This window comes from Leifsonia sp. CL147, assembly GCF_900114565.1.
Taxonomy (GTDB): domain Bacteria; phylum Actinomycetota; class Actinomycetes; order Actinomycetales; family Microbacteriaceae; genus Leifsonia.
The window spans coordinates 118,458-137,829 of sequence record NZ_FOTM01000004.1; the positions used below are offsets into that span (position 1 = coordinate 118,458).

The window sequence follows — 19,372 nt, forward strand, 5'->3', positions numbered from 1 at the left end:
ATCAGCCCGCCCACCCCCTGAACCGTTGAAGACACCATGCCCCGATACAGCCCACGCCACGCACCGCCAAAAGCGAAGTGGCGACCCAGTTTCGTCCTCATCCTCACGGTCTTGCTCGCCGTCGTGGGGGCGAGTGTCCTCGCGTACTCACCCGCAGCGAGCTGGATCAACGACTACAACCAGTCGCTTGTCGTCCGGCAATACAACGACGCGATCAAGAAGGTCAAGCCGACCGCCTCCCAGCAGCTTTCCGTAGCGCGCCGCTACAATGCCGACCTCTCGGCAGGCGCGGTCCTCGAGGCCAACACCCATGTGCCCCTCGGCAACGGTACGAGCACTCAGAAGAGCTACGACTACTGGGAGCTGCTCGACACCCCCAACGGGGCGATGTCCCGCATCCAGATCCCCGCCATCGGCGTCGACCTCCCTATCTACCACGGCACCAGCGACGAAACGCTCCTCAAAGGCGCCGGCCACCTCCAGGGGACATCGCTCCCTATCGGCGGCAAGAACACACACTCGGTCATCACGGCACACCGGGGTCTCGCCGATTCCACCATGTTCACCAACCTCGACAAAGTGAAGGTCGGCGACACCTTCACCTTGACGACCTTCGGGCAAGTGATCACCTACAAAGTCTTCGACACCCGCGTCGTGGCGCCCGAAGACACCGCCACGCTTCGTCAGGAGGCCGGACGCGACCTGGTCACCCTGGTCACCTGCACGCCGCTCGGCATCAACACCCACCGCATCCTCGTGACCGGAAAACGCATCCTCCCGACCCCGCCCAAAGAGCTGCGAGCGGCCGCCAACACCAAGCCGGAACTGCACTTCCCCTGGTGGCTCGTCCTCTACGGCGCGAGCCTGCTCCTCATCGCCTCCTACACCGTCTGGGCCGGACGCACCCAAACGCCCGGTCGCCTCCCACCATCGAGTACACGAAGACTGCACGAAATACGCCGTCGGAACGTGCAATCTGTGTGGACTCGATAGTGTGGGGCGACCGGGCTCAGAAGTGGCGGTAGCGGTCCGGCGCCAGGTCCCACGGGTCCTTGCCGAGCAGTTCGGCGACAGCGCGGAAGACGCATCCCTCGATGTACATGCGGCGGTGGACCTCGTCGTCGCGGTGCAGCTTCGTCAGGCGCTGGATCGGGATGCGGTAGAGCACGATGCGACGACGGGCGGCATCCACTCGCCAGCGGTCCACCCCGTCCTCGCCCGAGTTGCCGATCGGGGTCGCCGCGACCTCGAAGTGCACGTTCGACAGTTCCTCCGGCCAGACACCCTTGAGGTAGTCGGCGGTGGAGGCGACGGTCATGTCGAAGAAGTCGATCCGGTTCTGCAGCATCGGCAGGTGCGGACCGGTGACGGGCCCCCGCGCTCCGCGACCGTGCCTGCTCCGCCAGCGGCTCGTCGCCGGGGGCTGGCTGCTGGTGCGGCGATTGCGGGGCATGTCGCCATCCTACGTCGGCCGCACTCGGCTATTCTGAGGGCGATGTTGAGCCGACCCTGTTCCCGCGTCGCGTGTCCGCGCGACGCCGTGCAGACGCTCACGTACGTGTACGCGGACTCGATGGCGGTGCTCGGGCCGCTGAGCCTCAAGCACGAACCGCACGCCTACGATCTGTGCGCCATCCACGCGGAGCGGCTGTCCGCGCCGCAGGGCTGGCAGATCGTCCGGCACGTCGGAGTCACCGAGACCTGACCCGGCCGCCACGACCCGGCGCATGCGACCCCGGCCCGGCCCGGCCCCGCCCGTGCGACCTGACCCGGCGCCCACGACCCGGCGCGCACGACCCGGCGCGATAGGTTAGGGCCATGAGCATCACCGGCGACCCCCGTCTGCAGTCCGTCGTCAAGACCTACGACATCCGAGGGCTGGTGGGCACAGATCTCACCGAGGAGGTCGTGGAGGCCATCGCCGCCGCCTTCGTGGACGAGGTGGATGCTGCCGGCCGCGACGTGATCGTCGGCCACGACATGCGCGACTCGTCTCCGGGGTTCGCCGCCGCCTTCGCCCGGGGTGCGCGGACCCGCGGCGCCGACGTCGTGTCGATCGGCCTCTGCTCCACCGACGAGTCCTACTTCGCCTCCGGCCATCTGCAGGCGCCGGCCGCGATGTTCACGGCGAGCCACAACCCGCCCACCTACAACGGCATCAAGCTGTCACGTGCCGGCGCCCAGGGCCTCAGCATGGACACCGGTCTCCGCGCCGTGCGCGACCGGGCCGCGGCCTACCTGCGCGAAGGGATCCCGGCGGTCGCACGGCCTGGGGGCTTCCGCGAGGAGGACGTGCTGGAGCGGTATGCGGCCTATCTCCGATCGCTCGTGGATCTCGGCGGGATCCGCCCGATCACGATCGTGGTCGATGCGGGCAACGGGATGGGCGGACTGACCGTACCGGCCGTGCTCCAGGAGGCCGCGGGACTCCCTCCGCTGCCGATCACCATCGTGCCGCTCTACTTCGAGCTCGACGGGACCTTCCCGAACCACGAGGCGAACCCGCTGGAGCCGAAGAACCTGGTCGACCTGCAGCGTGCCGTCGTGGAGCAGGGGGCCGACCTCGGGCTCGCCTTCGACGGCGACGCCGACCGGTGCTTCGTGGTCGACGAGCGCGGTTCCGCCGTCACCCCGTCCGCCGTCGCCGCGATCGTTGCGCTGCGCGAGATCGCCCGCGTCCGCGCCGAGGACCCGGACGCCGAGATCACGATCATCCACAACCTGATCACCTCCAACATCGTCCCGGAGACGATCGAGGCCGCCGGCGCGACCCCGCTGCGCACGCGCGTGGGCCACTCCCTCATCAAGGATGCGATGCGGCAGTCCGGCGCGGTCTTCGGCGGCGAGCACTCCGCGCACTACTACTTCCGCGACTTCTGGAGCGCGGACAACGGGATGCTGGCCGCCATGCACCTGCTCGCCGAGTTCGGCGCGCAGGACCGCCCGCTCTCCGAGCTCGCCGCCCGGTACACGCCCTACGCGATGTCGGGCGAGATCAACTCGACCGTGGACGACGTGCCCGCAGCCTTCACCCGGATCGTCGAGGCCTTCGCGCCGCGGGCCGAGTTCGACGAGCTCGACGGTCTCACGGTCACCGGCCGCGTCGGCCAGGACGAGCCGTTCTGGTGGTTCTCCGTGCGCCCCTCCAACACCGAGCCCCTGCTGCGGCTCAACGTGGAGGCGGCCGACAACGCGACGATGGCACGGATCCGGGATGAGGTGCTCGGCCTCATTCGGGGCTGAGGGTGCCGGGATGCGACAATAGGGGCCATGCCGACAAGCACCGCCACCTCCCTGCCGTTCAAGGTCGCCGACCTCTCCCTCGCCGAAGCGGGACGTCACCAGATCCGGCTCGCCGAGAACGAGATGCCGGGGCTCATGGCCCTGCGCGCCGAGTTCGGCGACGCCCAGCCGCTCGCGGGCGCACGGATCGCCGGCTCCCTGCACATGACCGTGCAGACGGCCGTCCTCATCGAGACCCTGGTCGCGCTGGGCGCCCGGGTCCGCTGGGCGAGCTGCAACATCTTCTCCACGCAGGATGAGGCGGCCGCCGCCGTCGCGGTCGGGCCCCACGGCACGCAGGAGGCCCCGGCCGGCGTTCCCGTCTTCGCCTGGAAGGGCGAGACGCTCGAGGAGTACTGGTGGTGCACCCAGCAGATCTTCGACTGGTCCGCGGAGGCGGCCGCCGACGGAGCGGACTATCCCGGCCCGAACCTGATCCTCGACGACGGCGGCGACGCCACCCTCCTGGTGCACAAGGGCCGCGAGTTCGAGGTCGCCGGCGCGGTTCCCGGCGAGTCCGCCGGCGACAACCACGAATACCGCGTCATCCTCGCTGCGCTGCGCCAGTCCCTCGCCGCCTCGAAGGACCGCTGGACCCGGATCGCCGCCGACATCCTCGGTGTCACGGAGGAGACCACGACGGGCGTCCACCGTCTCTACGAGCTCGCCAAGGAGGGCACGCTGCTCTTCCCCGCGATCAACGTGAACGACTCGGTCACCAAGAGCAAGTTCGACAACAAGTACGGCATCCGCCACTCGCTGCCCGACGGCCTGAACCGCGCGACCGACGTGCTGATCGGCGGCAAGGTGGCCTTCGTCGCGGGCTACGGCGATGTGGGGAAGGGCGCGGCGGAGGCTCTGCGCGGTCAGGGCGCGCGCGTCATCGTCAGCGAGATCGACCCGATCAACGCACTCCAGGCCGCGATGGACGGCTACCAGGTGGCCCGGCTGGAGTCGGTGATCGACCAGGTCGACATCCTCATCAGCGGCACGGGAAACCTCAACGTCGTCACGCTCGACCACCTGCTCGGGCTCAAGCACCTCGCGATCGTCGCCAACGTCGGCCACTTCGACAACGAGATCGACATGGCATCGCTGGAGGCCCTGGCCGGCGCCGAGAGGGTCGAGATCAAGCCCCAGGTGCACGAGTGGCGCCTCCCCACCGGTCGCAGCATCCTCGTGCTCTCGGAGGGCCGTCTGATGAACCTCGGGAACGCCACCGGCCACCCCAGCTTCGTCATGAGCAACTCGTTCACCAACCAGGTGCTCGCCCAGCTGGAGCTGTACGTCTCGCCCGAGAAGTATCCGATCGGCGTCTACGTGCTGCCCAAGCACCTGGACGAGAAGGTCGCCCGGCTGCACCTGGACGCGCTCGGAGTGGAGCTGACCACCCTCACCGAGGAGCAGGCCGCCTACATCGGCGTGCCGGTCGACGGCCCCTACAAAGTCGATCACTACCGCTACTGATGGCCCTCGACTTCGCCGACCGGGAGCTCCCCGACGGCCTGATCCTCCGGGTGCGGAGGGAGCAGGACGCCGGGCCGCTCGCCGCCGCCTACCAGCGCAACCGCGGCCACCTGGCGCCGTGGGATCCGACCCGCACCGAGGACTTCTTCACCGAGGCAGGACAGCTCGCCCAGATCCGCGAGCTGCTGGCTCTGCGGGAGATGGATGCTGCGCTCCCGCTGGTCATCGCCGACGGCGACCAGATCGCCGGAGGAGTCACCCTCAGCCACCTCGTGCGCGGCGCCTTCCAGTCGGCGAACATCGGCTACTGGCTGGACCGCGATCATGTCGGGCGCGGGCTCGCGTCAGCGGCGATCGCAGCCGTCATCGAGGTGGCGCGCGACGACTACGGGCTCCACCGCATCCAGGCCGCCACGATGCTCGCGAACCACGCATCGCAGTCGGTCCTGACGCGCGCCGGATTCGAGCGGATCGGCGTAGCGCCCAACTACCTGGAGATCGCCGGCCGCTGGCAGGACCACGTCCTGTTCCAGCGCATCCTGCACGACTGAGCGGTGATCGGCAGGAGCGATGCGCCTGCTAGTGAAGGAAATCCGACCGGATACCGTTCGGATTTCCTTCACTACTGCCATCTGAAGGAGAATCGACCCTCGATCTCCTTCAATTGGACGTACTGATGGGGACGGCAACCTAGCGAACCCACGCGCTTCTCCGCGCGACCACTACGCGCTTGCGTCTCCGATTGGCAACCAATCATCCTCGGCCAGGTACACGACGAGATGCTCCAGAGAGTCCGGCTCGATATTCACTTTCCCCATCCTTGTGCTGTTCCAGCGCATCCTGCACGACGGACATCGGAGGGAGGAATCCGCCTTCGCACGCCAGCGGGCTATCTCACGCATCGTCGTTCACCAATCGTCGTCGTCAAACCGTGCGCTCAGCTGGGGGAGCTCGGCCTCGACGTGCTCGCCTTCTTCCGTGAGATCGAACACGCAGGACCAGCCCCAGTCTCTGTCGTCGCGGCCTTCCGGCATATACACCCGAGACAGGCGCTCGATCTGGTCATCGATGGTGCCGGGCCATTCGGCGAGCCGGCCCTTCTTCCAGTCGATCGTGCCGATCCTGATGTACCCGGCTTCCGCCAAGGCGCGGGCGGTGGCAAGGACGAGCGCCTTCCGTTTCACGTCGTCCGGTTCGAAGAACGTCTTCGCCGCGTAGTTCGCCGCGTCGATCTGAAGCCAGTCACCAGCGGCCATATTCAAATACAGATGTTCGAGCGAGTCTGGCTCGATCGTCATTTCCCCCACCCCTTCGGTAGATGCACCTCAATCGGCGTGCGGACACCTTGGGGAGGGACCCGGTCGACGGGTTCGCCCTCACTAGAGGAATTCCTCGAAGAAGCGGTCATCAGGCGTAGGAAGCGCCTCTACCACCCGCCGCCCCGACCCGGTCAGATTGAGCCAGCACACGTAGTACCAGTACCTGTCGTCCTCGACCTCCGGCGTGTAAACCTCGTCGAGGTGTTCCATCTGCTCATCCAGAGTCCCGGGCCATTCCGCCCAATGAAGCCCGGTCTTCGCTTCCGGGTCCCGATACTGCAAGTCCCCGATGTGGATATAGCCCTCCGCCGCCAACGCCCTCACCACCGCCAAGAGGCGAGTTTTTCGCGTTGGAATATCGAGTTCAAAGTCGCCGGCATGGGAACTGGCGTCTCCGATCGGCAGCCAGTCGTCGTCGGCAATGTACAGGACCAGATGCTCCAACGAGTTCGGCTCGATAATCATATTCCTCATCTAGACCAGTCCATCGAAGAAGCGGTCGTCAGGCTCAGGTAGTGTCTCGACGATGCGCCGTCCCTGTTCGGTGAGATTGAACCAGCACGCCCACCTCCAGTTGTCGTCGTCCCTTCGCTCGGGTGTGTAGATCTCGACGAGGTGCGCGATCTGCTCGTCTAAGCTCCCCGGCCATTCGGCCCAGTGAAGCCCGGTCTTGGCTCCCGGATCGCGGTACTGCAGATCACCGATGCCAATGTATCCGGCCTCCGAAAGCCGGCGGACTACGGCCGTAAGAAGAGACTTTCGCTTCGAGAGGTCTGTCTCGAAGTCGCCCGCGTACGCGTTGGTATTGCCGAGTTCCAACCAATCGTCCTCCGCCAAGTAAAGAATCAGGTGTTCGAGAGAGTCGGGTTGAATGATCACTTCGTCCAGCCTTTCGGTAGATGGACCTTGGTAAGTTTTCCGGCTGGAGACCAAATGTCAATGGTGACCCCGCCAGACGTGCTTTCCTCGCGAATTCCGACTTCTGTGCCGTCGGGTAGCTTGCGCCTCTCTCCCGGGTAGCTCCCCGCATCCTCGACTGGTTCGCTACCGCGAGTGATCTCTTTGTAGATATCGCGTACCTCTTCGGGACTGTCCACCTCGCGTACCCCGGAGTTGTTGCCCTTACAGGTCTTACCTTTGAGGACTTCATTTACGTCCTCAAACGTGGGGGCCTCATCCAGGTACTTCGTAAACGGCGTCACCGCCGGTCCGATGTGCTGCTTGACGCTGCCGTCGGGGTTGTGCGTCCAGTAGTACATGTCGAGCCAGGCGCGCTGAACCCGTTCCTCCGGGGTGTAGAACCGCGATCCGCTGGTGGATCCCGTTCCGACGCCCCCGAGCACGATGAGGGCGAGCGCGGCCATAACGGAAGCGGCACCGCAGACGGCGATGAGCTCGCTGACGCTGTAGGCGCCGCTCATCAGCCACTGGGCGATCTGCTGGATGCCGGCCCCCGCTGCCGGTACCGCCATGGAGGCCGGCTGGATGAAGCCATTGGGGGCTGCCGCTGGACGCCGGTGCGGCGATCGTCGGCGCGACTCCGTCTCGACGAGGTCGTTCTGGAAGAGGCCTCGCGTCGCTGCGTCGAAGTCCCGCAGCGCGCGGAGCCTGTCCTCCAGGTCGTGAACATCGGCTTCCAGCTGGTGCAGTACCAGCTCCAGTCGGCGATTCACATCTCGCAAGGCATCGCCCACGAAGGGCAGCGCGCCTAGAGCGCCCTCGACCGACTGATTCACCTCGATCAGGCGCTCGGTCGCATCCCGCTGCGCCCTCGTCGCCTTCAACTGCGTCTTCAGCTCGTCCTCTTTGAGCACCCCGAATCGACTGACTCTCGAGTCCTCCCACCGGTACTTCTCGAGGTCGTTCTCAAGAGCCTCCAACTGGTCGTGCGTATTCGCCAGTGCAGGAACGATCGCTTGGGAGAACATCAGGTGGACCGCTGAGTAGCCCTCTCCGGATAGCTCCCCGGTCTCCAGGGAATTCACGAGGCGATGACAGGCGCTGTTCGTATCATCCGCGGCCGAGCGAGCCACGGAGAGATTCGCCGAGAGCGTCGCCATCATGCTGTTCGAGTCACCCGGGTCGTAGATCAGGCCCATGTGCCTCCTGTCGTAAGCGTTTCCGGCGGGTGTGTCCACCGGCCCTGCGGAGGCTATCGAAACGAACCGTCTGCCCGCCTATTGCGGTCAACGCACTGGAGCGGGACCTCAGACGAAGGCGCCTGGGAGCACCGGGCGAGCAACCCTATCCGCGCGACGACTCAGCGCCACCCGGCAACTCCGCAAAGGCCCGCACCGGGAAGGTGCCGAAGCCCTCGATCGCGGGCGGGGCGGCCGTGAACAGCGCGCCGCGCTCAGGCAGCTGCTCCAGGTGCGTGAGGTGCTCCACCACGTGGATGCCCGCGGCGAGCAGGATGCTGTGCGCCGGACGGGTGCCGCCGCTTTCGGTGTCGTCGATGTTCAGCGAGTCGATGCCGACGAGGGCGACACCGGAGTCGGCGAGGAATCGTGCGCCATCCTCGGTCAGGAACGGCGCACCCGTCGCGTAGGCGGGCGTACCGAAGTGCGCATCCCATCCCGTGTGCAGCAGGACCGCTGTGCCGGGGGTCGCCCGGCCCTCGAGCGCGGACGCCGGGATGCCGCGCTCCCGTCGGTCGCTCAGGTGCACCACCTCGGCGGGCAGTCCGACGAGGGTGCTCAGGTCGAGTCCGGCGAGGTCCGGCCCGTCCGCGTAGCGGTGGTACGGGCTGTCGAGGTAGGTGCCGGTGTTGCCGATCATGGTGATGACATCCATCGCGAACTCCGTTCCCGGCGCATAGACGCCGCGGGAGGCCTCGCGCGTCAGGTGCGGAGTGATCGCGGGGGAGGGCAGCCCGGGGTAGGTGACCAGTCCTGCGTGGATGCGGTGGCTGAGATCGACGATACGTCGGGACTGCTGCGGCACGGGTCCTCCAGGCGGTGAAAGGGGTCAGCGATCGGGGAATGCATGCGGCAACGTGCTGAGCACCGGGTCCAGTCGCTGCAGCCGCTCCCGCTCGAGCGCCAGACCGCGGGCGTCGCGGTCACGGCGGAGCGCGGCGACGGCGACCAGGAACGTCTCCGCATCCACGTGCGGGAGCGGCGAGACGTACGGTGCGGCCTCGCGGGCCAGTTCCGTGCTCAGCCCCAGGCGCGCAGCGGGCGTCAGCTCGGGGGCCTGCCGCACGAATTGGGCGATCCGGCGGGACAGCCGGTCCGGCAGCCGGGCGACATCCGCGGTCGCCGCCCACGGGATCAGGTGCGGCGCGAGATACAACACGACGGGCGTCGGCCGGGGGACGCGCACCAGCTGGCTGTAGGTGCCCGCCAGGAGGTCGCCCAGCCGTTTCGAGCGCGGGTTCAGGAGGCCGGTCAGGGCGGCGACCGCTCCGAAGGTCAGGAAGATCTCCAGCACGCCGACGAGCGCGCGGATGAAGGAGTGACGGAACCCGATCGCTCCACCGTCGTCGCGGACGATCCGCGCCCCGACGGCCAGCTTGCCCAGCGACCGGCCCCGCGACGCCAGCTCGACGGTCGTCGGCAGGACCACCATCCCGAACACCAGGATGAGGACGACGAGGGTGCCGCCGAGGGCCTCATCCATGCCGCCGTCGGTCGCGGCGAGGAACAGCAGGCAGCCGAACATCACCAGCAGGTAGGTGATGCAGTCGATGATGGTCCCGGCGGCGCGGAGGATGTAGCTGGCGGGCCTGACGTCGAGGACGACGGCCTCGCCGGTGAAGATGTCCCGGTCCCGTTCTCGGTCGCGTTCTCGGTCCCGTTCTCGCTCGCGTTCTCGGTCCCGTTCTCGGTCGCTCTGCGACGCGTTCCCCGTCCCGGTCTGGATCATAGATAGCATCTAATCAGATGGACCTCGACGCCTACACCGCAGCCCGCAGCGCCGACTGGGAGGAGCTCTCCCGGCTGGCGGCGAAGCGACGCCTGAGCGGCCCGGAAGCCGACCGCCTGATCGACCTCTACCAGTCGGGAGCGTCGGATCTCTCGGCTCTGCAGACGAGCGCCGGATCCACCGCGGCCGGTGACCGTCTGTCCCTCGCGCTGTCGTCCGCGCGGCTGCGTTTCACGGGGGCCGGCGCCAACCTGTTCGCGCAGCTCCCGCGCTTCTTCGTGCTCCAGCTGCCCGCCGCGCTGTACCGGCTGCGCTGGATCGTCCTCGGCGTCGCGGTCGCGACGATCGTCATCGGCACGCTGTACGCCTTCTGGATCACGGGGAACCACGACGTGCTGCGCAACCTCGGCTCCGACGCGGACCTGCGCCGCTACGTCGAGCACGACTTCATCGACTACTACTCGAACAACCCGGCTGCCTCCTTCGCGGGTCAGGTGTGGACCCACAACGCCCTGATCGCCGCCCTGTCGATCGCCTTCGGGATCACCGGCGTCTTCGTTCCGTACGTCATCATCCAGAACGCCGTCGGGGTCGGCACCGCGGCGGGTGTGATGTTCGCCTACGGCCGCGGCGACGTGCTGTTCTCGTACATCCTGCCGCACGGGATGCTGGAGCTGACCAGCGTGTTCGTCGCCGCTGCCGCCGGCCTGCGCATCTTCTGGGCGTGGATCGCCCCCGGTGCCCGGACCCGCGGCCAGGCGCTCGCCGAGGACGGCCGGGCGCTCTTCACGGTCGCGGTGGGGTGCGCCATCTCCCTGTTCGTCTCCGGCCTCATCGAGGGCTTCGTGACGCCGTCGCCGCTGCCGGTCTGGGCGAAGATCGCCATCGGCGCCGTGGCGCTCGCCGCGTTCCTCGCCTACATGCTGCTCCTGGGCCGCCGGGCCGTCCGCGCGGGCGAGACCGGCGACCTCACCGAGTTCGAGGCGGGGGCCCGCCGCATCATCGCCGGCTGATCGCGCTCGGCGCCCGCCGATCGCGCTCGCCGCGCTGATCGCGCTCGCCGCGCTGATCGCGCTCGCCGCGCTGATCGCGCTCGCCGCGCTGATCGCGCTCGCCGCGAGCGTATGCGGGAGTTTGGAACGTGTGCGGTTGCTCGCGCCACCGCACACGTTCCGAACAACCGCACTCGCGCTCGGGCGAGGCCCGGAGACCTCACCGGGTTCGAGGCGGGAGCCCGACGCATCGTCGCCGGCTGATCGCGCTCGCCGCGCGCTGATCGCGCTCGCCGCGCGCTGATCGCGCTCGCCGCGCGCTGATCGCGCTCGCCGCGCGCTGATCGGGCTCGCCGCGAGCGTATGCGGGAGTTTGGAACGTGTGCGGTTGCTCGCGCGGCCGCATACGTTCCGAACAACCGCACTCACCCTCGGGCGAGACCGGAGACCTCACCGGGTTCGAGGCGGGGGCCCGCCGCATCGTCGCCGGCTGATCGCGTCCGCCGCGGGCGTATGCGGGAGTTTGGAACGTGTGCGGTTGCTCGCGCGGCCGCATACGTTCCGAACACCCGCATAGACCCTTCGGGTACCGGCGAAGACCCTTCGGGCCCGGCGAACGCCCTTCGGGCACCGGCGAACAGCTTCCGAGGCGCGGCGCGGGGCGCACGGCCCGACGGGGGACGGATGCGGACGGGCGGGGCGGGCGCAAAGCCGTCAGAGACGGCCGGCGGCCTTGAGCGCGAGGTAGCGGTCGGCGAGTGCCGGCGGCAGGTCGGCCGGGGCGCCGGTCACGACGTCCGCGCCCAGGCGGCGGACCGCCGCTGCGACGCGGCTCAGGTCGAGCAGTGACCGTTCGGCCGCCGCCGCGCGGTACACCTCGTCGCGGTCGTGTCGCTCGGTGGTCGCCTGCAGGGTGTCCGGATCGGTGACGCTCGCGACGAGGACGAGGTGCTTGGCGGTCAGCTGCTGCAGCACGGAGAGGAGCCCTCGGGAGGCGCCGGGCGCCTCGATGGAGGTGAGCAGCACGACCAGCGATCGCTGGGAGGTCACCGACGCGACCTGGGCGGGAATGGCCGACCAGTCCATCTCGATCAGGGCGGGCTCGATGCCGGCCATCTCATCCACCATGCGGGAGAGGAGCTGAGGGCCGCTCGCACCCTGCACCCGGCCGCGGACGATGCGGTCGTAGGCGATCATGTCCACGCGGTCGCCGGCGCGGCTCGCCAGCGCGGCGAGCAGCAGGGCGGCCTCGAACGCCGTGTCGATGCGGGGCTCATTGGCGACGCGGGCGGCGGAGGTCCGGGCGGAATCGATCACGATGACGACACGGCGGTCGCGCTCGGGCCGCCAGGTCCGCACCATGACGCGGGCTCCGCGTCCCCCCGTCGGATCGTGCCGGCGAGCGGTCGCACGCCAGTCGATGGAACGGACATCGTCGCCGCGCACGTACTCGCGCAGGGAGTCGAACTCCGTCCCCTGACCTCGCAGCAGCACGGTGGTGGTGCCCTCCAGCTCGCGCAGCCGTGCGAGCCGCGAGGGAAGGTGCTTGCGGGACTCGAACGGCGGCAGCACGCGGATGCGGCCCGGCGCCTCCAGCGTCGCCTGTCGCGCCCACAGGTGGAGCGGACCCCAGGAGCGAACGGTCACATTGCGGACACGGCGCTCGCCGCGACGCCACGGACGAAGGGATGCGACCAGCCGGCGGCGCTCGCCCGGTGGCAGCGACACGGCCGACCGGGTCGGCTCGGCGGCCGCGGACGGCTCCCAGCCGTCGCGCACTGTGCCGCGCAGCGTCCTCCGGCCGGTGTTCGTCACGTACAGCTCCGACTCGGCCTCGGCGCCGAGCCGGACGCGCGCGGGAAGCGACCGTTCGACCGCCACCGAGCGCGGCGAGCCGGCCACCAGCAGGTCGATCACCCCGAGCAGCAGGCACAGCGCGAGCCAGGCGCCCAGCGTCGCATACGCCGCCGCGTCCCGCCCGCCGAGGAGCACGACGGGGATGACGCCGAGCGCGAGCAGGGCGACGAAACGTCCGGATACGGTCACGTCGCGGCCTAGATCGGAACCTGGACCTGCTGCACGATCGAGCGCAGGATCGCGTCAGGGCCGACGCCCTCGAGCTCCGCCTCCGGCCGCAGCTGGATGCGATGGCGCCACACGGGCACCAGCATCGCCTGGACGTGGTCCGGCGTGATCGAGTCGTAGCCCGAGAGCCAGGCCCACGCCTTCGCGGCCGCGAGGAGGGCCGTCGTGCCGCGCGGGCTCACGCCGAGCTTGACCGACGGGCTGCGCCGCGTCGCGCGCGCGAGGTCGACGACGTACGCCAGGACATCCGCGTTCGCCCCGACCGCAGCGGCCGACGCACGCGCCGCCTGCAGCTCCGCAGCGCTGAGCACCGGCGTCACCCCCGCGCCACCCAGGTCGCGCGGGTTGAAGCCGGCCGCATGGCGGCGAAGGACCTCAACCTCCAGCTCCCGCTCCGGCACGTCGAGCGTGAGTTTGAGCAGGAAGCGGTCGAGCTGCGCCTCCGGCAGCGTGTAGGTGCCCTCGTACTCGATCGGGTTCTGGGTCGCCGCCACGATGAACGGGTCGGGCAGCTGCCGGCTGACGCCGTCCACGCTCACCTGACGCTCCTCCATCGCCTCGAGGAGGGCGGACTGGGTCTTGGGAGGCGTCCGGTTGATCTCGTCCGCGAGCAGGATGTTGGTGAACACCGGTCCCTCACGGAACACGAAGCCGCCGGTCTGAGCGTCGTACACGAGCGAACCGGTGACATCCCCCGGCATGAGGTCCGGGGTGAACTGCACGCGCTTCGTGTCGAGGCTGAGTGCGTGGCTCAGGGCGCGGACCAGGAGCGTCTTCGCGACACCCGGCACACCCTCCAGCAGCACATGCCCGCGTGCGAGCAGCGCGATCATGAGGCCGGTGACGGCGCCGTCCTGGCCGACCACCGCCTTGCCCACCTCGGCCCGGACGGCGGCGAGAGCGGAGCGGAGTCGGGCGGCATCCGCCGCAGCGCCGGGGGAGGAGGTCGGGAAGGCGGTTCCCGTGGTGACGTCGGTCATTCATCCATTCTTCCGGTCGGGCCCAGGAGCGGGCGACACAGCGGCGGCGGTGGCTCGTTCGAGCTCCGCCAGGTCGTCGGAGAGAGCCATCAGCTCTCGATCGGTCGCCGGGACGCGCTCCAGCAGGAGGGCGTGCACCGCTCCTCGGTCGCGGCGGGTCGACGCGGCCACCACGTCGGCCACCTCCTGCGTCGTCGACGTGCTCGGCAGGCCGACGAGGGCCGAGAGCCGGCCGATGGTGCCGACGCGCAGCGCATCCGCCGCCCGCAGCCGCGCCGAGGAGCGCTGGTAGAGGCGGGCGCGTCCCTCCCGCGTCTCGCCCGCCCGCACGACGACGGGCAGGTTCTCCACGACCAGCGGGCCGAAGCGGCGGCCGCGCCAGACGGCTGCTGCGAGGAAGACGACCAGGAGGAGGACCATCACGGGAGTCACCCAGCCCGGTGTGAGCGCACTGAGGTCTGGAGGGCCGGTGACCGGCCGGTCGCCGAGCGACGGCAGGTACCAGACGAGCGTCCGGTGCCCGCCGAGCAGGTTGAGGGCGAGGGCGGCGTTGCCCAGCCGGCCGACGCCGTCGTTCGCGAGGACCGCCCCGGAACCCAGGAGATACACGGTGGAGTCGTCGAACGTCGTGCGCACCAGCGAAGCGCTTCCGCCGGGGTCGGTGAAGCACGCCACCCCGTCGCCGGAGACGGTGAACGTGCCGGGCGATGTCGCCTCGCTGAAGTCCGGGGAGCTGCGGGGATCGATGCGCTGAGCGCGCTCTGCGGCACGCACCCCGCATCCTGCGTTCACGGGTCCGCGCGGCTCTCCAGCGGCGCTGACGCCGGGATCGACGGTCTGCAGCGCCTGGAAGCCGGGTTCGACGAGGACGAGCGTGCGGCCGTCGCCGGCGAGTGCGCGGTAGCCGCCGCTCGGCAGATCGGCGTCGGGGTCGTAGACCAGCACCGTCGCGTCGTCTGCGGCCGCCGAGCGAGCCTGGTCGAGGGTCGTGACCGACCGGACGTCGACGCCGTGGTCGCGCAGCACCTGCGCGACGGCTTTGGCGCCGGTCGGAGCGGCGTTCGCCGGGTCGAGGGCGATCCCCTCACCGGCGCGGCCGCCGGTGAGGAGGATGGTCAGCAGAGCGATCAGTGTCGCGATGACGGCGAGCACGATCCACGGCACAGCGCGGCGCGCGGTCTGCCGCACGGTCGGAGAGACCGCGGTCGCTTCCGGGACCCCGACGAATTCGGTCGTCGTCACCGGGGCACCGCCGGCGCTGTCACGCGGAGGCGCCGGAGCCGCTCGTCGAGCGCGACCAGCTGCTGGTAAGCGGCCTCGGTCCCCGGTCGGTCGAGGTAACGGACCTCGTCGAAGTCCCTGGCCGCCCGGCGCAGCGCATCCCTCTCCTCCGGAGCAACGTCGGCAGCGCGGGAGGAGAACTCGCCGGCGGTCGTCCCCGGGGTCACGCGCACCAGCGTCCGTTCATCCAGCCCCGCCGCGATGGCACGGAACTCCTCCTCGACGGCGCTGATCCAGTCACCCGCACGGGCCGCCTCCTCCGCGGCCGCACGGAGCTCCGCAGCACTTCGCGTTCCGTCCGACCCGAAGAGGGATCGCCGCTCCAGGGCGGACCGGCGATTGATCCGCGGTCGACCGAAGATGAAGAATGCGGCCACAATCAGGCCGGCGATCACCAGCACCACGACCAGGAGCAGGACCGGCCCGCCGTCACCGCCCGGCCCCCGGAACAGGGAGCCGATCCAGTCCTGCACGGCCTTGGAGGCCAGGTCGAACCACGTCGGCTTCGCCGCCTGGTACTCCGGACGCGACAACTCGTCGCGCAGCCACTGCTGCGCGTCCGGCGAGCTCGGGTCCACCGGGATGTCGAGGTGCATCACGATCAGCCGGCCGGCCACCCGGGCGCGGGCGATGCGGGCTGGTGCGCGGGCGGGAGATACGGGTCGCGGACGTCCTGTCCGGTCTGACGGCCCTCCACGAACCGCACGAGCTCGAGATCGAGCCCCTCCTTGCGCATCCGCAGGTCGATGTAGAGGAGGGACACCGCCGCCGTCTGGATGACACTCGCGATGGCACCCACGATCGCGGTGACGATGGAGGAGACGACGTTCACGCTCAGCTGGCTGAGGAGAACCTGCGTTCCCGCCCCGCCCGAGCTGATCGACGTCGGTGCGAAGACGGCGCCGAGGATCCCCCCGAGGATGGTGAACGGGATCGCGATCGTCTGGGTGATCGCGTACACGATGACACCCACCAGCAGGATGATGCCGAAGGTGCGCCAGAAGTATCCCGTCGTGAGCCGCCACGACCGTGCGACCGCGGCGAGGAGCGGGAGCCGTTCCAGCACGATCGCGCTCGGGACCATGGCCAGCTTCGTGTTGATCCAGATCGCCAGGGGGATGAGCGCCAGACCGCCCAGGACTCCGACCAGGACCGCGCCGATGGTGCCCGCCTCCGATCCGAGCATCGCGAGCGCTACGACGATGCCGGTGACCAGGGCGATGGCGACGATCCAGGCGAGGCCGAAGAGCATCGTCCAGCCGATGAGCGCGCCGATCCGGCCGCGGATGAGTCGCCAGAGCGCGCCGAAGGTCAGCTTGTCACCGACCGACTCGCGCGCGACATCGGCGACGATGACGCCCTGCAGAAGTGCGCCGAACACCGTGGAGATGACCAGCATCAGCACACCGACCACGATCGTGCCGCCGATCGCGCCCGCCTGCAGAGCCGGCTGGTCGCTCAGCTCTCCGGAGGCCACGCGGCCGGCGAGGAAGGCGAGGAGCGCCACGCCTCCCACGGAGACGACGATGTTCGGGATGCTGTAGAGCAGCAGCGACGCACCGACCGTGACCCGTGGGTTGCGACGCAGGGCCTGGAACGGAGCTGCGAGCAGCGGGCCGAGCGTGAGGGGACGCAGCGGGATGAGACCGGGCTTCGGCGGCGGCGTCCAGCCGGGCTGCGCGCCGGCCGCAGGGTACGGCTGGTGCCATCCGGGCTGTTGACCGTAGGGCGGCTGCTGGCCGTAGGGCGGCGGCTGCTGGCCCCACTGCGGTTGCTGCCCGTACTGCGGCTGCTGCCCGTACTGCGGCTGCGGCTGCTGCCCATAAGGCGGCTGCCCCCACTGCGGCTGCTGCCCCCACTGCGGCTGTCCGCCGTCGGGTGCGGGCCTCTCGGCCCCGGATGAACCAGGCGCCTGCCAGTTCTCGTCGTCGCTCACGCCGTGCCCTTCCGTCCCCCTGCGTCGTGCTTGGTCCCATGCTGGCACATCACCGTGGGTTCGGCGCTCCAGCGGCCTCCGAGGACGATGCGAGGAAGCCGTCGATGGCGGCCCAGGTCGAGTCCGGGGCCTCGAGCTGCGGGAGGTGACCGGCTTCCGGGATCTCGGCGAACCGGGCACCGGGAATGGCGCAGCTGAGAGCCCGCCCGTACGCAGGGGTCACGATCCGGTCGCTCTCGCCCCAGACCACGAGCGTGGGGACGTCCACCGAGGCAAGCCGATCGAGCAGGGTGGAGTCGCTCATCCCGGCCGCGATAGCGGCCATGGTCGCTCCGTTCCCCTGCTGCACGGCGCGCTGCTGGTCGCTGAGGCCGGCCGGGTCCACGTATCCGCGCTCCGGGTCGTGCCAGGCGATCTCCGCGATTCCCCGGGCGTCGAGGGAGAAGAAGTCTGCGATCGGTTCGCCGTCGATGTCCACGCCGACGCCGTCGATGACGACCACGGCACCGAGCAGGCCGTCGTACCGGTCGTCCGCCGCGGCCTGCACCGCCATCTCCAGAGCGATCCAGCCGCCGATCGAGGAACCGATGAGCGCGACGTCCCGCTCGCCGTGCTCGAGGAGGCCGGCGAGGTAGCCCGCTGCGAGGTCTGCGACGGAGCCGATCGAGTCGGGACGCGCGGTCCCCTCCCACCCGGGATGCGTCGGTGCGGACGCATGCATGCTCGTCGCGAGGTGCTCGACGATGGGCGCGACGGTCTTCGGCCCTCCACCGCCATGGAGCACGAGCGCGGGGCGCGCGTGCGGGTCGCCGGCCGTGAGGATCGGCACGTCTGAGGGAAAAGAGGTCACGATGCTCCTAATCAACATGTTTAGATAAAGATGTTGATACAGTAGCACCATGACGACGGATCTCGAAGCCCTCGGCCAGGCGATCAAGCGAGCGCAATACCGGAACCACCGCGCCCTGGACAACGCGCTGCGGGACCTCGGGGTCAGTCTGGTGCAGTGGGATGCGCTGCGCGCGATCCAGCGGATGCCCGGGGCGTCGGGCCACGAGCTCGCCGTCGAGACCTTCCAGAGCGACCAGGCGTTCGGCACCCTCGCGTCCCGCCTGGTGGATCGCGGGCTCATCACGCGCTCGGCGACCCGAGGGCGACGGCTCGAACACACGCTGACCGAAGCGGGAGCGGCCACGCTCGAGGCGGGCCGGCGGGTGGGGACCAGGGTGCGGTCGGAGCTCTTCGCGGCCCTCGACGAGGATCAGCGCGCCGCGCTGCACCGATCGCTGGTCGCACTGATCGAGGAGCCGCCACCCGCCCGATCGCTGGTGTCCCCACTCGCTGCGGCCGGGCATCCACAGGGCGCGTAATGCTTACATTCAAGCCGGTGGCAGGCTGCTCCATTACGCTGGTCATGTCGCTTCACGGCCTGAGGCCGCTCGAGAGGGGTTCGGGGAACTTCGCACATGACTAGTCGCATCCTGGTGGTCGACGACGACACCGCGCTTGCGGAGATGATCGGCATCGTGCTGCGCACCGAAGGGTTCGATCCGGTCTTCTGCGAAGACGGGGCCCAGGCGCTCGAGGTCTTCCGCTCATCCAAGCCCGACCTCGTCCTGCTCGACCTGATGCTCCCGGGCCTGGACGGCATCGAGGTCTGTGACCGCATCCGGGCCGAATCCGGCACGCCGATCATCATGCTGACGGCGAAGTCCGACACCGCCGACGTGGTCAAGGGCCTGGAATCGGGCGCGGACGACTACATGGTCAAGCCGTTCAACCCGAAGGAGCTGGTCGCCCGCATCCGCACCCGGCTGCGTCCGGCGCCGGCGAGCCCGCCCTCCGACGAGCTCACCGTCGGCGACCTCATCGTCGACGTGGCAGGCCACGAGGTACGCCGCGGCGACGCCCGTATCGCGCTGACCCCGCTGGAGTTCGACCTCCTGCTCGCGCTGGCGTCCAAGCCTCAGCAGGTCTTCACCCGGGAGATGCTGCTGGAGCAGGTCTGGGGCTACCACTACAAAGCGGACACGCGCCTGGTGAACGTGCACGTCCAGCGGCTGCGCGCCAAGGTGGAGCAGGACCCGGACAACCCGAAGATCGTCATGACCGTGCGCGGGGTCGGCTACCGCGCCGGCGCCGCCGCGTGAGCTCCCGGAGAGT

At 69.4% G+C, this 19,372-nt stretch carries 21 protein-coding genes; 8 read left to right on the forward strand and 13 right to left on the reverse strand.

What is annotated here, in order from left to right:
- Nucleotides 1-111 precede the first annotated feature (111 nt).
- On the forward strand, nt 112-993 hold the full coding sequence (locus tag BM287_RS05350; RefSeq protein WP_244527915.1) for a class C sortase: 882 nt from the start codon (nt 112-114) through the stop codon (nt 991-993).
- 16 nt (nt 994-1,009) lie between these two features.
- Here the strand turns inward: BM287_RS05350 and BM287_RS05355 are convergent, their stop codons facing one another.
- Entirely contained in the window at nt 1,010-1,453 is a 444-nt protein-coding gene (locus BM287_RS05355) for a metallopeptidase family protein (RefSeq protein ID WP_090036711.1), read from the reverse strand.
- A 42-nt stretch (nt 1,454-1,495) separates the two neighbouring features.
- Here BM287_RS05355 and BM287_RS05360 point away from each other — a divergent pair, with 42 nt between their 5' ends.
- The 4 genes from BM287_RS05360 (at nt 1,496) to BM287_RS05375 (ending at nt 5,300) form a co-directional block, all read left to right on the forward strand.
- Nucleotides 1,496-1,705: a DUF3499 family protein gene (locus BM287_RS05360; RefSeq protein WP_090036713.1), complete on the forward strand. Its 210-nt coding sequence runs from the start codon at nt 1,496-1,498 to the stop codon at nt 1,703-1,705.
- A gap of 113 nt (nt 1,706-1,818) precedes the next feature.
- Nucleotides 1,819-3,243, forward strand: a complete 1,425-nt coding sequence (locus BM287_RS05365) for a phosphomannomutase/phosphoglucomutase (RefSeq protein WP_090036715.1) — start codon at nt 1,819-1,821, stop codon at nt 3,241-3,243.
- 27 nt (nt 3,244-3,270) lie between these two features.
- Nucleotides 3,271-4,749: an adenosylhomocysteinase gene (gene ahcY / locus BM287_RS05370; protein ID WP_090036717.1), complete on the forward strand. Its 1,479-nt coding sequence runs from the start codon at nt 3,271-3,273 to the stop codon at nt 4,747-4,749.
- Nucleotides 4,749-5,300: a GNAT family N-acetyltransferase gene (locus BM287_RS05375; protein ID WP_090036719.1), complete on the forward strand. Its 552-nt coding sequence runs from the start codon at nt 4,749-4,751 to the stop codon at nt 5,298-5,300. The genes ahcY and BM287_RS05375 overlap by 1 nt, the downstream gene beginning before the upstream one ends.
- Nucleotides 5,301-5,657: 357 nt before the next feature.
- Here the strand turns inward: BM287_RS05375 and BM287_RS05380 are convergent, their stop codons facing one another.
- The 6 genes from BM287_RS05380 to BM287_RS05405 all read right to left on the reverse strand — a co-directional run bounded on the left by BM287_RS05380 (nt 5,658) and on the right by BM287_RS05405 (nt 9,935).
- Complete coding sequence (locus BM287_RS05380) at nt 5,658-6,047, reverse strand: hypothetical protein (RefSeq protein ID WP_090036721.1); 390 nt, start codon at nt 6,045-6,047, stop codon at nt 5,658-5,660.
- An 81-nt stretch (nt 6,048-6,128) separates the two neighbouring features.
- Complete coding sequence (locus BM287_RS05385; RefSeq protein WP_090036900.1) at nt 6,129-6,533, reverse strand: hypothetical protein; 405 nt, start codon at nt 6,531-6,533, stop codon at nt 6,129-6,131.
- Between the two features lie 9 nt (nt 6,534-6,542).
- Nucleotides 6,543-6,947, reverse strand: coding sequence for a hypothetical protein (locus BM287_RS05390; RefSeq protein WP_090036722.1), 405 nt, complete (start codon nt 6,945-6,947; stop codon nt 6,543-6,545).
- Nucleotides 6,944-8,167: a hypothetical protein gene (locus BM287_RS05395; RefSeq protein ID WP_090036724.1), complete on the reverse strand. Its 1,224-nt coding sequence runs from the start codon at nt 8,165-8,167 to the stop codon at nt 6,944-6,946. The genes BM287_RS05390 and BM287_RS05395 overlap by 4 nt, the downstream gene beginning before the upstream one ends.
- Nucleotides 8,168-8,312: 145 nt before the next feature.
- Nucleotides 8,313-9,011, reverse strand: coding sequence for a cyclase family protein (locus BM287_RS05400; RefSeq protein ID WP_090036726.1), 699 nt, complete (start codon nt 9,009-9,011; stop codon nt 8,313-8,315).
- A 24-nt stretch (nt 9,012-9,035) separates the two neighbouring features.
- Nucleotides 9,036-9,935 carry an RDD family protein gene (locus tag BM287_RS05405; protein WP_090036728.1) on the reverse strand — a complete coding sequence of 300 codons (900 nt, stop codon included), beginning with the start codon at nt 9,933-9,935 and terminating at the stop codon, nt 9,036-9,038.
- A 17-nt stretch (nt 9,936-9,952) separates the two neighbouring features.
- Here BM287_RS05405 and BM287_RS05410 point away from each other — a divergent pair, with 17 nt between their 5' ends.
- On the forward strand, nt 9,953-10,948 hold the full coding sequence (locus BM287_RS05410) for a stage II sporulation protein M (RefSeq protein ID WP_090036730.1): 996 nt from the start codon (nt 9,953-9,955) through the stop codon (nt 10,946-10,948).
- A 693-nt stretch (nt 10,949-11,641) separates the two neighbouring features.
- Here BM287_RS05410 and BM287_RS05415 read toward each other — a convergent pair.
- The 6 genes from BM287_RS05415 to BM287_RS05440 are packed head-to-tail and all read right to left on the reverse strand — an operon-like array spanning nt 11,642 to nt 18,059.
- On the reverse strand, nt 11,642-12,973 hold the full coding sequence (locus BM287_RS05415; protein ID WP_090036732.1) for a DUF58 domain-containing protein: 1,332 nt from the start codon (nt 12,971-12,973) through the stop codon (nt 11,642-11,644).
- An 8-nt stretch (nt 12,974-12,981) separates the two neighbouring features.
- A complete protein-coding gene (locus BM287_RS05420) occupies nt 12,982-13,992 on the reverse strand; it encodes an AAA family ATPase (protein WP_090036734.1) in 1,011 nt (336 codons plus the stop codon).
- Nucleotides 13,993-15,234: a DUF4350 domain-containing protein gene (locus BM287_RS05425; RefSeq protein WP_244527917.1), complete on the reverse strand. Its 1,242-nt coding sequence runs from the start codon at nt 15,232-15,234 to the stop codon at nt 13,993-13,995. It lies immediately after the preceding gene.
- A complete protein-coding gene (locus BM287_RS05430) occupies nt 15,231-15,890 on the reverse strand; it encodes a DUF4129 domain-containing protein (RefSeq protein ID WP_090036736.1) in 660 nt (219 codons plus the stop codon). The genes BM287_RS05425 and BM287_RS05430 overlap by 4 nt, the downstream gene beginning before the upstream one ends.
- Nucleotides 15,875-17,209 (reverse strand): hypothetical protein, encoded by a 1,335-nt coding sequence (locus BM287_RS05435; RefSeq protein ID WP_090036738.1) that lies wholly within the window; start codon nt 17,207-17,209, stop codon nt 15,875-15,877. The genes BM287_RS05430 and BM287_RS05435 overlap by 16 nt, the downstream gene beginning before the upstream one ends.
- 49 nt (nt 17,210-17,258) lie before the next feature.
- Nucleotides 17,259-18,059 (reverse strand): alpha/beta fold hydrolase, encoded by an 801-nt coding sequence (locus BM287_RS05440; RefSeq protein WP_244527918.1) that lies wholly within the window; start codon nt 18,057-18,059, stop codon nt 17,259-17,261.
- Between the two features lie 49 nt (nt 18,060-18,108).
- On the opposite strand from BM287_RS05440, the gene BM287_RS05445 reads away from it, so the two are divergent.
- Together BM287_RS05445 and mtrA are read left to right on the forward strand one after the other, a co-directional pair.
- Nucleotides 18,109-18,579, forward strand: coding sequence for a MarR family winged helix-turn-helix transcriptional regulator (locus BM287_RS05445; RefSeq protein WP_090036742.1), 471 nt, complete (start codon nt 18,109-18,111; stop codon nt 18,577-18,579).
- 96 nt (nt 18,580-18,675) lie between these two features.
- Entirely contained in the window at nt 18,676-19,359 is a 684-nt protein-coding gene (mtrA, locus tag BM287_RS05450) for an MtrAB system response regulator MtrA (RefSeq protein ID WP_090036745.1), read from the forward strand.
- Nucleotides 19,360-19,372 lie beyond the last annotated feature (13 nt).